This window comes from Williamsia maris (assembly GCF_024171815.1).
Taxonomy (GTDB): Bacteria; Actinomycetota; Actinomycetes; order Mycobacteriales; family Mycobacteriaceae; genus Williamsia_A; species Williamsia_A maris.
In genome coordinates this window covers 595897-610377 of sequence record NZ_JAMTCJ010000001.1, presented here as the reverse complement: position 1 = coordinate 610377, position 14481 = coordinate 595897, and the positions used below count along the sequence as shown (strand labels likewise).

General features: G+C 66.9%; 13 protein-coding genes. 3 read left to right on the top strand and 10 right to left on the bottom strand.

What is annotated here, in order from left to right; all coding sequences use genetic code 11:
- Window positions 1-12: 12 nt before the first annotated feature.
- The 5 genes from katG to LX13_RS02785 all read right to left on the bottom strand — a co-directional run bounded on the left by katG (window position 13) and on the right by LX13_RS02785 (window position 5225).
- The gene (gene katG / locus LX13_RS02805; protein ID WP_253660546.1) at window positions 13-2220 is read right to left on the bottom strand and encodes a catalase/peroxidase HPI; all 2208 of its coding nucleotides are present in this window, start codon (window positions 2218-2220) and stop codon (window positions 13-15) included.
- A 70-nt stretch (window positions 2221-2290) separates the two neighbouring features.
- A complete protein-coding gene (locus LX13_RS02800) occupies window positions 2291-2734 on the bottom strand; it encodes a Fur family transcriptional regulator (RefSeq protein ID WP_372499796.1) in 444 nt (147 codons plus the stop codon).
- A gap of 61 nt (window positions 2735-2795) precedes the next feature.
- Window positions 2796-3527: a hypothetical protein gene (locus tag LX13_RS02795; protein WP_253659773.1), complete on the bottom strand. Its 732-nt coding sequence runs from the start codon at window positions 3525-3527 to the stop codon at window positions 2796-2798.
- 106 nt (window positions 3528-3633) lie between these two features.
- Window positions 3634-4923 (bottom strand): hypothetical protein, encoded by a 1290-nt coding sequence (locus LX13_RS02790; RefSeq protein WP_253659772.1) that lies wholly within the window; start codon window positions 4921-4923, stop codon window positions 3634-3636.
- A gap of 98 nt (window positions 4924-5021) precedes the next feature.
- Window positions 5022-5225 (bottom strand): hypothetical protein, encoded by a 204-nt coding sequence (locus tag LX13_RS02785; protein WP_253659771.1) that lies wholly within the window; start codon window positions 5223-5225, stop codon window positions 5022-5024.
- A 251-nt stretch (window positions 5226-5476) separates the two neighbouring features.
- Here LX13_RS02785 and LX13_RS02780 point away from each other — a divergent pair, with 251 nt between their 5' ends.
- Window positions 5477-6844, top strand: a complete 1368-nt coding sequence (locus LX13_RS02780) for a uracil-xanthine permease family protein (RefSeq protein ID WP_253659770.1) — start codon at window positions 5477-5479, stop codon at window positions 6842-6844.
- A 77-nt stretch (window positions 6845-6921) separates the two neighbouring features.
- Here the strand turns inward: LX13_RS02780 and LX13_RS02775 are convergent, their stop codons facing one another.
- A complete protein-coding gene (locus tag LX13_RS02775) occupies window positions 6922-8112 on the bottom strand; it encodes an FAD-dependent monooxygenase (RefSeq protein ID WP_253659769.1) in 1191 nt (396 codons plus the stop codon).
- A gap of 131 nt (window positions 8113-8243) precedes the next feature.
- On the opposite strand from LX13_RS02775, the gene LX13_RS02770 reads away from it, so the two are divergent.
- Window positions 8244-8717, top strand: coding sequence for a MarR family winged helix-turn-helix transcriptional regulator (locus tag LX13_RS02770; RefSeq protein WP_253659768.1), 474 nt, complete (start codon window positions 8244-8246; stop codon window positions 8715-8717).
- 27 nt (window positions 8718-8744) lie between these two features.
- Here LX13_RS02770 and LX13_RS02765 read toward each other — a convergent pair whose 3' ends face one another.
- Together LX13_RS02765 and LX13_RS02760 are read right to left on the bottom strand one after the other, a co-directional pair.
- Window positions 8745-9170, bottom strand: a complete 426-nt coding sequence (locus LX13_RS02765) for a universal stress protein (RefSeq protein ID WP_253659767.1) — start codon at window positions 9168-9170, stop codon at window positions 8745-8747.
- Between the two features lie 15 nt (window positions 9171-9185).
- Complete coding sequence (locus LX13_RS02760; protein WP_253660544.1) at window positions 9186-10484, bottom strand: MFS transporter; 1299 nt, start codon at window positions 10482-10484, stop codon at window positions 9186-9188.
- Between the two features lie 144 nt (window positions 10485-10628).
- Here LX13_RS02760 and LX13_RS02755 point away from each other — a divergent pair, with 144 nt between their 5' ends.
- Window positions 10629-11096, top strand: coding sequence for a MarR family winged helix-turn-helix transcriptional regulator (locus LX13_RS02755; RefSeq protein ID WP_253659766.1), 468 nt, complete (start codon window positions 10629-10631; stop codon window positions 11094-11096).
- A gap of 24 nt (window positions 11097-11120) precedes the next feature.
- Here the strand turns inward: LX13_RS02755 and LX13_RS02750 are convergent, their stop codons facing one another.
- Together LX13_RS02750 and LX13_RS02745 are read right to left on the bottom strand one after the other, a co-directional pair.
- Window positions 11121-13142 carry an ArnT family glycosyltransferase gene (locus LX13_RS02750; protein WP_253659765.1) on the bottom strand — a complete coding sequence of 674 codons (2022 nt, stop codon included), beginning with the start codon at window positions 13140-13142 and terminating at the stop codon, window positions 11121-11123.
- A complete protein-coding gene (locus LX13_RS02745) occupies window positions 13139-14425 on the bottom strand; it encodes a bifunctional glycosyltransferase family 2/GtrA family protein (RefSeq protein WP_253659764.1) in 1287 nt (428 codons plus the stop codon). Before LX13_RS02745 ends, LX13_RS02750 begins: the two co-directional genes overlap by 4 nt.
- Window positions 14426-14481 lie beyond the last annotated feature (56 nt).

The following is a 14481-nucleotide window of genomic DNA, read 5'->3' as shown; positions in this document are numbered from 1 at the left end:
ATCAGGTGCTGATCAGCTCAGATCGAACCGATCGGCGGTCGCGACCTTGTCCCATGCGGCGACGAAGTCACGGACGAACTTCTCCTTGGAGTCGCTCTCCGCGTAGACCTCAGCGATCGCGCGCAGCTGCGAGTTCGACCCGAACACCAGGTCGTTCCGGCTACCGGTGTACTTCTGCTCGCCGGTGCTGCGGTCCTTGCCGATGTAGGTGCCCTGCTCGTCACCGACGGGCTCCCACTCGGTCTCCATGTCGAGGAGGTTGACGAAGAAGTCGTTGCTCAGCGTCTCCGTCTTGTCGGTGAACACGCCGAGATCGGAGTTCTTGTAGTTCGCTCCGAGCACACGCAGACCACCGATGAGCACGGTGAGCTCCGGCGCGCTGAGGGTGAGCAGGTTCGCCCGGTCCACCAGCTGGTACTCCGACGGCAGGCGGTCGCCCTTGCCGAGGAAGTTGCGGAACCCGTCGCGCTTGGGCTCGAGGTAGGAGAACGACTCGACGTCGGTCTGCTCCTGCGTCGCGTCGGTGCGACCCGGCGCGAACGGCACGGTGATGTCGACGCCGGCGTTGGACGCGGCCTTCTCGACCGCCGCGGCGCCACCGAGGACGACGAGGTCGGCGAACGAGACCTGCTTGCCCCCAGCGGAGTTGAACGACTCCTGGATCGACTCGAGGCCCTTGATGACCTGGGCCAACTCATCGGGCTCGTTGACCTCCCAACCGGCCTGCGGCTGCAGGCGGATGCGGCCACCGTTGGCGCCACCGCGCTTGTCGCTGCCACGGAACGACGACGACGCCGCCCATGCGGTCTTGACCAGCTGCGACACGGTCAGGCCCGACTCGAGGATCTTCGCCTTGAGGTTAGCGATGTCCTCGCCGTCGATGAGCTCACCGGAGACCGCGGGAACCGGGTCCTGCCAGAGCAGTTCCTCGCTGGGGACCTCGGGTCCGAGGTAGCGGACGACGGGGCCCATGTCGCGGTGCAGCAGCTTGAACCAGGCGCGACCGAACTCGTCGGCCAGCGACGACGGGTCGGCCAGCCAGCCACGGGTGATCTCTTCGTAGATCGGGTCGACGCGCAGAGCGACGTCGCTGGTGAGCATCATGGGCGGGTTCTTCTTGCCCTCGACGTGTGCGTCGGGCACGAGATCGGTTGCGGCACCGTCCTTCGGACGCCACTGGTTGGCGCCACCGGGTCCCTTGTGGACCTCCCACTCGTACCCGTAGAGGGTCTCGAGGTAGGTGTTGTCCCACACGGTCGGGGTCGCGGTCCAAGCACCCTCGATGCCGCTGGTGATCGTGTACTCGGCGTTTCCGGTACCGAAGCTGTTCTTCCAGCCCAGGCCCATCTGCTCGAGGGGCGCGCCCTCGGGCTCGGGTCCGATGTACTTCTCGGGGTCGCCTGCGCCGTGCACCTTGCCGAAGGTGTGGCCACCGACGATCAGTGCTGCGGTCTCGCGGTCGTTCATCGCCATGCGGCCGAAGGTCTCGCGGATGTCGTTGGCCGACAACTGCGGGTCCGGGTTGCCGTTGGGGCCTTCGGGGTTGACGTAGATGAGACCCATCTGGACGGCGCCCAGCGGTGCCTCCAGCTCGCGGTCACCGGTGTAGCGCTCATCGCCCAGCCAGGTGTGCTCGGGACCCCAGTAGACGTCCTCCTCGGGCTCCCAACGATCCTCGCGACCGCCGGCGAACCCGAAGGTCTCCAGACCCATCGACTCCAGTGCCACGTTGCCGGTGAGGACGATCAGGTCGGCCCACGACAGGCTCTTGCCGTACTTCTGCTTCACGGGCCACAGCAGGCGACGCGCCTTGTCGAGGCTGGCGTTGTCCGGCCAGCTGTTCAGGGGAGCGAAGCGCTGCATGCCTGCGCCCGCGCCACCACGTCCGTCGTGCACGCGGTAGGTGCCTGCGGAGTGCCACGCCATGCGGATGAAGAACGGGCCGTAGTTGCCCCAGTCCGCGGGCCACCAGTCCTTGGAGTCGGTGAGGACTCCGGTGATGTCGGACTTGACCTCGGCGAGGTCGATGCTGCTGAACGCGGCGGCGTAGTCGAAGTCCTCGCCGAGCGGGTTCGCGACAGCCGGGTTCTTCTGCAGGATGCGCAGGTTCAGGGCCTCGGGCCACCAGTCACGGCTGCTCGAACCCTCCACCGGGAACTTGCGGTGCCCGCCGACGACGGGGCAACCGGCCGCGTTGTCCTCGGGCTGGTTCTCGTTCATCTCTTTTTCGCGGGTTTCGTGGGCTTCAGTCACGACATTCCTTCCAATGGTGGACAACTCAGGCTGGCGATCACGGGAGTGATCGCGAATTATGGGCTGGGGTACAGGCGTCGCAGAGGCCCCAGTAGATGACCTCGGCCTCGTCGATCGAGAATCCGGCGGGGCTCGACGCGGTGAGACACGGTGCGTCGCCGACGGCGCAGTCGACGTCGGCGATGGTCCCGCAGGAGCGGCACACGACGTGGTGGTGGTTGTCGCCGACGCGCGACTCGTATCGAGCGACCGAACCGGATGGCTGGATCCGTCGGACGAGTCCGGCGACGGTGAGCGCGCCGAGCACGTCGTAGACGGCCTGCTTGGAGACCTCGGGGAGTTCGGTGCGCACCGTGGTGAAGATCGAGTCGGTGTCGGCGTGCGGATGGGCGAACACCGCATCGAGAACGGCCACCCGGGGACGTGTCACACGCAGATCTGCACCGCGCAGCATCTCCGTGAGATCAGTCGTCGAGGGCACGCATGCACTATCCCGCACTTTTCTGGAATGAGTCAAGAGTTGGCGGAAGTTCGCAGGTTGTTCACCGTCTGGTGACCACTCGACCGCTCATCAGACGATCGACAGCACGCTGGTCGCCCAGCTCGTCACGGTGCTCGGGATGCTCGAAGTAGAACTTCAACAGCCAGTAGGTGGGAGCGCACCCGGTGGACAGCCAATTCGTGTTGATGTCGAGACTCCGGCCCTCGGAGACTCGGAGATGGACGAGACAGTCGATGGCATGTCGGCGACCGATCGCGGGTGTGTTGATCGACAGATGCGAGATCTCTGCCCAGGGCAGCGTCCGGTCGCTGATCCCGTAGATGACGCGTACTCGATCTGGAGACAACACCACAGTGCTCATCGCGAACTCTCGAGCGAGCAACAGGACCAGCTGGATCGATCCGTAGACCGCGACAAGGACAGCGAGCAGCGGTGCGGCGATGGCGAAGCCGCGCGATACCGGCACACCGAGGGTGCCCGTCCACTGACCGATCGCGAAGATCAGCCCTGCGCTCGCGCTGGAAGCAATCAGGATGAGCTGCACCACGAGGTCCCGTCCGCGCTGCTCGATCCACAGGCCGCCGTCACGGATGGCGATGTCGGGATCGTCGAGTTCCCGTCGTCGATACATCTGTACCGGCTGGGCCATGATGCCGATGGTGGCAATGCAGGCGACCGCAGTGACGAGGTAGAACGTCGTGTCGAGCCAATTGCCTGAAGAGCTCAGGCCGGCGAGCAGAATCAGCCAGACGGTGACCACAAGCAAGAACACCGTGACGAGCCACCGCAGCCACCTGGGCCGCGATGACCAACGGTTCGGTATCGGAAATTCGATGCTGCTCAACTGTTTTGCTCGAGTTTGTCGATTCGCTGAACGCTCACTTCGCGCACACCATCTGTCCGAGCTCGTCGCCCAGTTTGCCGAACACCCAGGTGCCCAGGATGGCTCCGCCTCCTGCAGTGAGCGGAGCGCCCGGCCCGCCGATGACGCCGCCGGCAGCGCCGCCTGCGACACCGCCGATTGTGCCGGCCACACCTGCGTAGAGCGCCCGACACGATTCGTACTGCCCGTCGGCAACAGCCATGTCGTAGACAGTGGTCGCGATTCCAAGCGCTGGACCGCCGTACTTGGCTCCGACAGCAACTTTCGACGCGGTCGCTTCTCCGAGCGCAAGTGCTCCCTTCGGCGATTCGGCGAAATTCTGGAGCGTCGAGATACCGCCGCCGGTCACCGTCAGTTCCGGATGCGTGAAGAAGGGCGCGTCGGTGGGGAGGTCCTCGGTGTAGTTCCCGTCTGTCCCGAAGGTCCAGCCGGACTTTTGGCCCTGCGCGCCGATGAAGGCAACGACGCCGCTTCTGTCTGCTTTCTTGATCGTGCGGCTGGTGCCCTCTCTGCTCGTACTCGAGCCGATCGTCAGCACCCGGTTTCCCTCGGGGTCATAGGTGGTCTCAGACGATCCGGTGGTGCGGGAACGACCACTGAAGAAGAGTGGCATCTGGCCCTTCTCGGGCACGTGGTCTTTCCACTCGCGGATCTCACGTCTGCTCCCGTCCTGCATGGTGATGACGGTGTGTTTGGTTCCGTCGGCTTCTTTGTCGTCGGTCCTCGCGGCAACGGTGGTCGCGGCGTCGGCGGCTTGTGCCTGCTCCTGGGCGAACATCGTCATCGGTAGACGAGGATCGGCGACGTCGTCATTGGGGCGCGTCGAGCCCGCTGTGACCAAGGCGTCGAACCAGTCGGCGCTGCCGGGCGGCGTGAACCCGAAACGCTGCGCCGCGGCGGAGAGGTCGCGCGCGGTTGCGTTGTCGGCGTCGTCCACGGCGATGAGGAGTTGGTTGATCTCAGCCTGCTCGCTCGCCTGCAGCGCCTGGAGTTCGACCGCTTCGGCGCGCGTCATTGCCAGCGGCTTCAGCAGGACGACCCAGCCGTCGGTGACCAGCAGACGGCCCGCCTCGATCGCGGTGGCTTTGTCCAGCAGTTGAGTTCGAGCCGTGCCCACCGCGTGTGACCCGACGACGAGTGTCTGGGCAATTGCCTCAGCCGCGTCTGCGATCGTGGCGGCGGGGCGTTTGGAACGGTCGAAAGCCGCGGTCGCGGCGTCATGCGACTCACCGCTCCATCCGTGCAATGCCGGGAGGTTGCGGCAATTGGCAGCGATCGTGGCCACCGCCGACTCGACCGCGGCGCCGCCGGCGGTGATCGGTGCGGATGTGGCCGCGAGGCCACCTGGATTCCACCCCTGTAGCCGCGCTCGGTTCGGCAGCATCAGTGTCCGGACCACGCCTTGTCGAGATCGGCTTTCACCGCGCTGTCCTGCACGACCAGGGTCTCCGCCGCCGACGTCACCGATGTACCCATGCGGGCGACGTTCGCGGCGTGGTCATCGACGAGCGTGGACATGAACTGACCGACGAGGCGGGCGGCGTACTGCGATGTCGAACCCGACAGCGAATCGCACGACGCGGACACTCCGGCGCCCAGATGAGTATCACCAATGGCCGTCGAAGCATCGTGGACCTGCCCCGAGAATGCCTGCACAACAGATGGATCAAGCTCCATACGAACCCCCGACGACTCGACGATGACAACGCTGGCCGCGCTCCCAAAGTTGGACGCAACGGTAACGTACTCGGTTCCACCGATTCGGATGAATCCGACAGCGACTGCGTCTCGTCGCGCATTCCGCGCGAAGCGTGACCCGATGCCGCAGACTGATCGGCATGTCCAAGCCAGACGTGTCACAGCCAGACACGAAGACGTCGTTGTTCAGTTGGAAGCAGGTCGACAGCGGAGATGTCGTTGCCCCGCACGAACGACTGACGTGGCCGCGCACGGTGAGTATCGGTCTGCAGCATGTCGTGGCCATGTTCGGCGCCACGTTCCTGGTGCCGGTGCTGACGGGCTTCCCGCCCGCGACGACGCTGTTGTTCTCCGGCATCGGCACGATCCTGTTCCTGCTGATCACCCGCAACCGACTGCCCAGCTACCTCGGGTCGAGTTTCGCGATCATCGCCCCGGTCACTGCGGCGACGGCGTCGGACGGACAGGGCTCGGCGCTCGGCGGTCTGGTGATGGTCGGCATCCTGCTGGTGATCATCGGCGCGGTGGTGCACTTCGCGGGCATCCGGTGGATCGAGGCGCTGATGCCGCCGATCATCACCGGCACCATCGTCGCGGTCATCGGGCTCAACCTCGCCCCGACCGCCAAGACCAACTACGAGAAGGACGCGATCACCGCGACCGTCGTGCTCGTGCTCCTCATTGCAGTGCTGATCCTGTTCAAGGGACTGCTCGGGCGCCTCGCGATCTTCGTCTGCGTCATCCTCGGATATCTGCTGGCGTTGGCTCGGGGCAAGGTGGAGACCGACGCCATCGGCGCCGCCAGCTGGGTCGGCTTCCCCGACTTCCAGACGCCCACACTGCATTTCTCGGTTCTGCCGCTGTTCATCCCGGTCGTGTTGGTGCTGGTGGTCGAGAACATCGGCCACGTGAAGTCCATCAACACGATGACCGGCATCAACTACGACAAGCAGATCGGCCGTGCGCTGGGCGCCGACGGTCTCGCGACCATCCTCGCCGGCAGCGGTGGCGGTTCGGCGACAACCACCTACGCCGAGAACATCGGCGTCATGGCGGCGACGAAGATCTACTCGACGGCCGCCTACTGGGTGGCCGGTGTCGCGGCGGTCTTGCTCGGGTTGTCGCCCAAGGTCGGCGCCGTCATCGCATCCATCCCGCCCGGCGTCCTCGGCGGCGTCACCACGGCGCTCTACGGCCTCGTCGGAATCCTCGGCGTCAACATCTGGGTCACCAACCGCGTCGACTTCTCCAAGCCCATCAACCAGTTCACGGCCGCCATCCCATTGGTCATCGGCATCGCCGATTTCACCTGGAAGATCGGCGATTTGAGCTTCGCCGGCATCGCGCTGGGTGCGGTTGCCGCCTTGGTGATCTATCACGTGATGAAAATCGTCGGAGGCATCCGCGGGACCGTCGTGCCGGATGTCGCGACGCCGGTCGATGCGACGCCGGCAGCGGCGAATGACGGCCCAACGCGGGGCAACGACGGCCCAACGCGCGCAAACTAGGGCCCAACGCGCGCAAACTAGGGCCCAACACGGGGTGCGAGTGCCCAACTGGCGGGCTTAGGTGCCCAACTGGCGGGTCAGGCGGGCACGTTGTACGGGTGGTCGGGGAGGGTGAACTTGTCGGCGGGTGGGGACGTGAACCGCGAGGCCAGTTTGCGCACCACACCGCTCGACGCGATGCCGATCACGACGTGGAACAACGCAACGCCCAGCCGGGTTTTCGGGTTCGCCACCCGCGGGGCGCCCGGCGGGAGCTTCTGCGCCTCGTCCACGTACGGCCGCATCGTGGCCTCGTATCGCTCGAATCTGCCGTCGCCACCGGTCAACTCGCCGGCCAGCACGTACGCGCCCACCAACGACAGACTCGTACCCATGCCGCTGATGGGGGAGGCGCAGTAGGCGGAGTCACCGACCAGCACGACACGCCCCTTCGACCACGTCGGCAGCTTCACCTGGCCGAGGCCCTCGAAGTAGAAGTCGTCGGAGTCGTCCATGCCGTCGAGCACACGCGGGAACGCCCAGTCGGCGTCGGAGAACCGCTCGCGCAGCAGTTTCTTCTGTCCCGGGACGTCGAGGTCGTCGAAGCCCTGCTCGTCGGTCATGAACGAGAACGCCGCCCGCCTGGTCCCGTGACTGTCGGGCCGCAGGAACAGCGACCGGCTCCCGGGGAGCGAACTCCATGCGGCCCAGTCGGTGTCGGTGTCGGTACGCGGGATCGTGAAGTACGACGTGTACATCCCGAGCGGGCGGATCGCGTCGGCGTCGTCGAACACGAGTCGTCTGGTGCGCGACCGCATTCCCTCGGAGACCACGACGTAGTCGAACGACCGCTGTGTCCCGCTCGCGAAGACGACGTGCACCTGATCGCCGTCGTCGTCGAGCTCGGCGATGCTGTCCCCGAAGAGGAACTCGGTGTCGTCGGCGACGGTGTCGACCAGGATGCGGGCCAGATCGCCGCGCAGGATCTCGAGTTCGGCGGTCGGGCCGTTGCCGTCCTCGAAATCGTCGGCGGCGAACGCGCCCTTGACCGTTCCCGACGCATCGACGAACTCGATGCCCTTCTCGCCCGTCCCGGCCGCACGTACGGCATCCTCGATGCCCATGCGTCGCGCCACCTCTCGGCCGGCTCCGCGCAGGTCGATGGCCTGTCCGCCGGTGCGCAGTTCCGGGGCGCGTTCGACGATGGTCGTGGTGACGCCCTGTCGGTTGAGCCAGTAGGCCAGCGCCGGTCCGGCGATGCTCGCTCCCGAGATCAATACCGTGGTCATGTTGTGTCCTGTCCGCCCCGACGTCGGGTTGTATGCGAGAATGATGCTTCTCAATCAAGTAGCTTGATCATCAAGTTATCTGCGGGCCGGAGAGTTGTCAAAGCCCGGCGCCGGAGGAGGTGAGCGCGACGATGAGCAACACGTCAGCGGCTCGTGCCGCGCAACGGGAGCGGCTCATGGAGAGTCTGCAGACCTACGGCGCCGACTTCTCCGAGTTCGGACGCCGCTTCGCCGGCTGGCTGGGTCTGCACTCCACCGACGCAGAGGCGTTGCTGCAGATCATCTACGCCGAACAGGGCGGGGCGCCGCTGTCGCCTGCGCGTCTCGCCGAGCGCATCCATCTCACCTCCGGCGCGACCACGTCGCTGCTCAACCGACTCGAGTCGGCGGGCTTCGTCTCCCGCACCCGGGAGCACTCCGATCGACGCATCGTCACCCTGCGCAGTGAGCAGAGCGTGCACGACCGTGCCGACGAGTTCTTCGACCCGCTCGGCGTGAGCATCGACGCGGTGATGTCGGGGTACCCGCCAGAGATGCTGGTGCAGTTCGAGAAGTTCATGGGTGATCTGCACGCGACGATGCAGACACGGCTGGGCGAGGTCTGAACGACCACCTATTACACGAACCAGGGGCTAGGGGACGACCGTCACCGGGCACGGACTGCGGCGAACCGCGCGGCTGGCGATCGAGCCGAAGATCTTGTGCACCAGCGCTTTGCTCGCGCCGACGACGATCCCGTCGGCCTGGTACTCGGTGGCGAGCCGGAGCAGGGCTCCCGCGGGATCACCGATCACGGACTCGAACCGCGCGTCGACCTCGTACTCGCGGGCCAGTGACTCGATCTGCGAACCCATCTCGCTGCCCGCGTCGACCAGGGCGGCACACCCGGCCCCGACACCGGCGACGGCCACCGGCATCACGTTGACCGCGATGACCGTGCTGTTCTCGCGGCGGGCTCGACCGAGGGCGTAATACACCGCACGCCAGGAGGTGTCGGAACCGTCGACGCCCACCAACAGTCGGTGGGGTCCGTCACCGCGCGCGTTCACCTCGGTCATCGTCGGACCCGGACGTCAGCGTCGGGTCTCGACCGGACGGCCGAACTTCTGGTCGTCTCGGTAGGCGGACTCGGCGAGGACGGCCTCGTCCTCGATGGCGGGGATCTCGCGCACGGCTTCCTCGGCGTCGGCCCGCTCGTGCGAGTGTGCCGACTCCTCCTCGGCGTCCGCGGCGACCAACGCTCCGTGAACGGTCGACAACACCACCGCGGCGAGCGCGACGGCCACCGCCGCGATGATGAACGGCACGTGCGCGTTGTAGTGCTCGACGAGCTTGCCTGCCGCGAACGGCGCCAGGCCGCCACCGATGAACCGCACGAAACCGTATGTGGCGGAGGCGACTGAGCGCTGGACCGGTGCGATGCTCATGACGGCCGTGGTCACCAGGGTGTTGTTCAACCCGACGAAGATGCCGGAGACGATGGTCGCGCCGATGACGGCCCAGCGGTCACCGGAGAAGATCCCGATCACGAGGCAGACGACCGCCATCCCGAACAGCGCCGCGTACAGCGTGCGGGGAGTGCCGAAGCGGGACTTGAGCATCGGGGCACCGAAGACCGCGAAGATCGCCACCAGGATGCCCCAGCAGAAGAAGACCGCGCCGAGTTTCAGCGCTGACAACCCCATCAGGAACGGGGCGTACCCGAGGATCGAGAAGAAGCCCCAGTTGTAGAGCAGGCCGGTGACGCTGGTCGTCGCGAGGCTGCGATGGCGCAGTGCGGTGATCGGCTCGATGATCGAGGATTTCTCGGTCGGTGTCGGGGTGGCCGGCACCAGCACGATCGTCGCCACCAGTGCGATGAGCATCAACACCGCGACGCCGAAGAACGGCCCACGCCAGCTGATGTTGCCGAGGACACCGCCCAACAGGGGGCCGGTCGCGATGCCGACACCGAGCGCGGCCTCGTAGAGGATGATGGCGCCGCTGAACCCGCCGCTGGCCGATCCGACGATGACGGCCAGCGAGGTCGCGATGAACAGTGCGTTGCCCAGACCCCAGCCGGCGCGGAACCCGACGATCTCGTTGATGCTGCCGCTGGCGCCCGCGAGCGCGGCGAACGCGACGATCAGGACCAGGCCGATGATCAGTGTGCGCTTGGCGCCGACGCGGCTCGAGACCCAACCGGTGACCAACATGGCGATCGCCGTGACCACCAGGTAGCTGGTGAACAGCAGCGTGACCTGCGACGGCGTCGCGTCGAGCTGGGTTTGCAGCGACGGGAGGATGGGATCGACGAGACCGATGCCCATGAACGAGATCACGCAGGCGAACGCCACGGCCCAGACCGCTTTGGGCTGGCGGAACGAGTCCATCAACGATGTGGAACTGTCGGAGTGCGCCACTGTTCCTCCTGGTGAATCTGGCCGAACGCCCCAAGGCGGGCATCCCTTACCTATCCATAGGTACTCTATATAAATCCCCTATGCAATCGTTTCCGACGCTCTATGCTGTCGGTCATGAGTGAGTCAGCAGCGGCCATCGACGACCCGGCGACCGCGCACGAGGACAGTGACGTAGCCGAGGCTGTCTACGCGCTGATGACGGAGTTGGTGCGGCAGATGCCGCGGGACATGAGTCTGACGTCGGTGGCGACGCTCGCGACGCTGAACCGGACCGGCCCCCGCCGCATCACCGACCTCGCCGTGTCGGAGGGCGTGGCCCAACCGTCGATGACCGCGTTGGTCAGCACGCTCGAACGATCCGGACACGTCCGCCGCGGCAGCGACCCCAACGACCGGCGCGCGTCGCTGGTGACGCTGACCGACCGGGGTCGCGAGTACGTCCTGCACCGGCGCGCGACCGGCGCCGACAGTGTCGCCTCCGTGCTCGACGACCTCAGTCCGTCCGAGCGCGAGGCGCTCGCCTCAGCGGTTCCGGCGATGCGCCGGCTGCGGGACCTCAAGGCGCAGCAGCGCGAGACGTGACCTGACCGACCGTGTTCGGTTGACCTATCGGGTCGACGAGTCCTGCAGGTTGTAGACCGTCACGCCGTCGATCGTCTGCGCGCGGTAGTTCTTCTCCACCCATGCGGCGATCTGTGCAGCGGTTCCGTTGCCGCGCATCATGAACCCGCCACCGCCGATGAACCAGCCGATGTCGCCCTGGGCCACGTAGCGCTGGAACTGGGCCAATGTGGGTGAGGGGTCGCCGCCGGAGAAGCCGCCGACCGGCATCACCGGCCGCTCGAGCGCGAGCTGATAGCCCGAGGCGGACAGGGCGCTGACCGCGGCCGCGGCCCATCGGTGGTTCTGCGCGTCCCGTCCGATCAGATCGGTGACCGCCCGCGGGGGAGCCTCCCCGGTGAACGACCGTCGCAACGCGGTTGCGGCCGCGGCCATCTCGGCGGGGTTCATGGTCTGTCCCGGCGACCCGTTCGCCCCGGGCGGGGTGGCGCCGCCGGGCATTCTGCCCGGCCCACCGCGGCCGCTGCCGAAGGCGTCGAGCGGCGAGCGCTGCGGACCGGCCGAAGCCAGCCCGCCGGTACGCGAGGTGGCGATCGTGTTGATCGTGTACGCCGTCGGGCCCGCCAGACCGACGATCACGGCGACCGCGACGATGGCGCGGTTCGTGGCACGGCCGGTGGCGGACGTGCCGTTGGTGAACTTCTCCACGACCAGGGCGAGAACGAGTACGGCGGTCGCGACGACCACGACCCAGCGCAGCCAGCTCTGGAAGTCGCTGGTGCGATCGAGGATCACCCAGGCCAGGTAGCCGGTGATCGCCGCCGAGACGATGAGTGCGGCACGCACCCACAGGGTCTCGCGTGCCCGCCAGCTCCGTACACCGCCGATGCCGACCAGAAGCGCTATAGGCGGCACCAGGGCCAGCGTGTAGTACGGGTGGAAGATCCCGGCCATGTAGCTCATCAGCACGCCGTTGGACAGCAGCCACAACCACGCGAAGACCACCGTCGACCGCTCGAGATCGGTGCGCGGGGCGCGGCCACGCAGTGCGATCGCGACGACGCCGAGGATCAGCGCGGCCGGGATCAACCACCCGACCTGTCCACCGACGAGGTTCGAGAACATGCGCAGGATCCCGGTCTGACCGCCGAACAACGCGCCCGCGGGTCCGTCGCCGCCGGGACGTGGTCCGCCCCCACCACCGCCACCGAGACCGCTGGCCTCGTTGCCGGTCAGGCGGCCGAAACCGTTGTAGCCGATGGTGAGCTCGATGATCGAGTTGTGCTCGGTGCCACCGATGTACGGGCGTGAGCCCTTGGGCCACAGGCTGACGGCCAGCACCCACCAGCCGGCGCCGACGACCATCGCGGCGGCCGCGGCGAGCAGGTGCACGATCCGCGTCTTCCATGCGGGCGGACCGAACGCCAGGTACGCGACGCCGATGGCCGGGACGATCAGCAACGCCTGCAACTGTTTGGTGAGGAACGCGATCCCGATGAGACCGCCCGCGAGCACCGCCCACCGCACCCGGCCGTCGTCGAGGATGTTGATGGTGGCCCACGCGGCAGCCAGCAGCAGCAACACCAGCAGCGCGTCGGGGTTGTTGAACCGGAACATCAGCGCCGCGACCGGGGTGAGCGCGAGCACGACCCCGGCGAGCAGACCTGCGTTCGGTCCCGCGATGCGTCGGGCGATCAGGTAGACCAGCGCGACCGACGCGACGCCCATCAGAGCCTGCGGCACCAGGATCGACCAGGAGTTGAGCCCGAAGACGCGGACCGCGATGCCCGAGATCCACAGCGACACCGGCGGTTTGTCCACCGTGATCGAGTTGCCGGCGTCGGACGCTCCGAAGAACCACGCTTTCCACGACTGCGACCCGGCCTGCTCGGCCGCGGCATAGAAGTCGTTTGCGTAGCGGTTGATTCCCAGATTCCACAGGTACAGCACCGCCGTGCCGACGAGCAGGGCGACGAACGCAACCCGGTGTGCGAGGCCGTTCTCGGCCGGTGCGGTGTCGGTGGTGGGTTCACTCTCCGCGGGCGGGGCGGGGGCTACGGCGGTCATCGGCTCGTCTCGCTTGCGGTGGTCTCGGTGGTGACGGTCTCGGCGGCGAGATGCTTGCGGAACACCCAGCGCAACGACACGAACCGCACGATCGTGGCCACGAGGTTGGCGACCACGAGCACAACGACGTCGATGTGCTTGTCTGCGTGGGGATATCCGGTGTGCAGGACGTAGAGCGCCACCGCGGAGATGGCCCACCCGAACAGGAAGATCGCGACGCCCTGGATCTGGTGCTTGGCCGCCCCCTCGCTACCGCGGACCCCGAAGGTGAACGCGCGGTTGGCCCAGGTGTTGAGCACGGCGGTGACGAGCAGCGCCAGGAAGTTCGCGACCTGCGCACCCACCAGTGGGTGCAGGGCGAGGAAGAGCAACGCGAACGCGACCGTCGACGCGATGCCGATGATCGCGAACCGGACCAGGTGTCCGACCATCCCGCGGGGGACGCCGGTGACGTCGGGTCCCTCGAGGGGGTCGCGGCCGATGGACTGGCGCAGTTCGGTGATCGGCAGGTCGCCGCTGCCCAGGGCGCGCGCCACGCGCCAGCAGCCCTTGAGGTCGGCGGTCGCGGTCTTGACGATGTCGACCTTGCTGTTGGGGTCGTCCACCCAGTCGACCGGGATCTCGGCGATCCGCAGGCCAACCCGCTCGGCCAGCACCAGCATCTCGGTGTCGAAGAACCAGCCCGTGTCCTCGACGAGCGGCAGCAACCGGCGGGCGACGTCGGTGCGGATGGCCTTGAAACCGCACTGGGCGTCGCTGAACTTCGCGTGCATCGCCGTACGGAGGATGAGGTTGTAACTGCGCGAGATGAACTCTCGCTTCGCGCCACGGACCACCCGGGCCGACCGCGTCAGCCGCGACCCGATGGCCACGTCGGAATGCCCGGACAGCAGGGGCGCCACCAGGGGCATGAGTGCGTTGAGGTTCGTCGACAGGTCGACGTCCATGTAGCAGACGACCTCGGCGTCACTCTCCCGCCAGACCGCGTTGAGCGCCCGACCGCGTCCCTTCTGGTCGAGGTGCACCGCCCGGACGGTGTCGATGGTCTCGGCGAGCCGTCGGGCGACGGCCAGCGTGGTGTCGGTGCTGGCGTTGTCGGCGATGGTGATGCGGAAGGTGTACGGCGTGGAGCCGGCGAGATGCTCGTGAAGGCGACGAACACACCGTTCGAGATCGGTCTCCTCGTTGTAGACGGGGATCACCACGTCGAGCGTGGGGGAGGGTGCCGTCCGATCAACGGTCACGGCCAGTTCCGGCAGGGTCACCGGGTCACGTGTGGTCATCGTTGCAGCCTCGCTGTGAGAGGACCGGGCGTCGGTCACGTACGCTCCGGAATAGT

What these genes read in the sequence shown, in the direction of transcription:
- LX13_RS02765 (WP_253659767.1), bottom strand. Translation starts at nt 9,170, where the DNA reads ATGACCGAGGTGAACGCGCGCGGTGACGGACCCCACCGACTGTTGGTG.
- LX13_RS02760 (WP_253660544.1), bottom strand. Translation starts at nt 10,484, where the DNA reads ATGGACTCGTTCCGCCAGCCCAAAGCGGTCTGGGCCGTGGCGTTCGCC.
- LX13_RS02780 (WP_253659770.1), top strand. Translation starts at nt 5,477, where the DNA reads ATGTCCAAGCCAGACGTGTCACAGCCAGACACGAAGACGTCGTTGTTC.
- LX13_RS02770 (WP_253659768.1), top strand. Translation starts at nt 8,244, where the DNA reads ATGAGCAACACGTCAGCGGCTCGTGCCGCGCAACGGGAGCGGCTCATG.
- LX13_RS02755 (WP_253659766.1), top strand. Translation starts at nt 10,629, where the DNA reads ATGAGTGAGTCAGCAGCGGCCATCGACGACCCGGCGACCGCGCACGAG.
- LX13_RS02750 (WP_253659765.1), bottom strand. Translation starts at nt 13,142, where the DNA reads ATGACCGCCGTAGCCCCCGCCCCGCCCGCGGAGAGTGAACCCACCACC.
- katG (WP_253660546.1), bottom strand. Translation starts at nt 2,220, where the DNA reads ATGAACGAGAACCAGCCCGAGGACAACGCGGCCGGTTGCCCCGTCGTC.
- LX13_RS02775 (WP_253659769.1), bottom strand. Translation starts at nt 8,112, where the DNA reads ATGACCACGGTATTGATCTCGGGAGCGAGCATCGCCGGACCGGCGCTG.
- LX13_RS02745 (WP_253659764.1), bottom strand. Translation starts at nt 14,425, where the DNA reads ATGACCACACGTGACCCGGTGACCCTGCCGGAACTGGCCGTGACCGTT.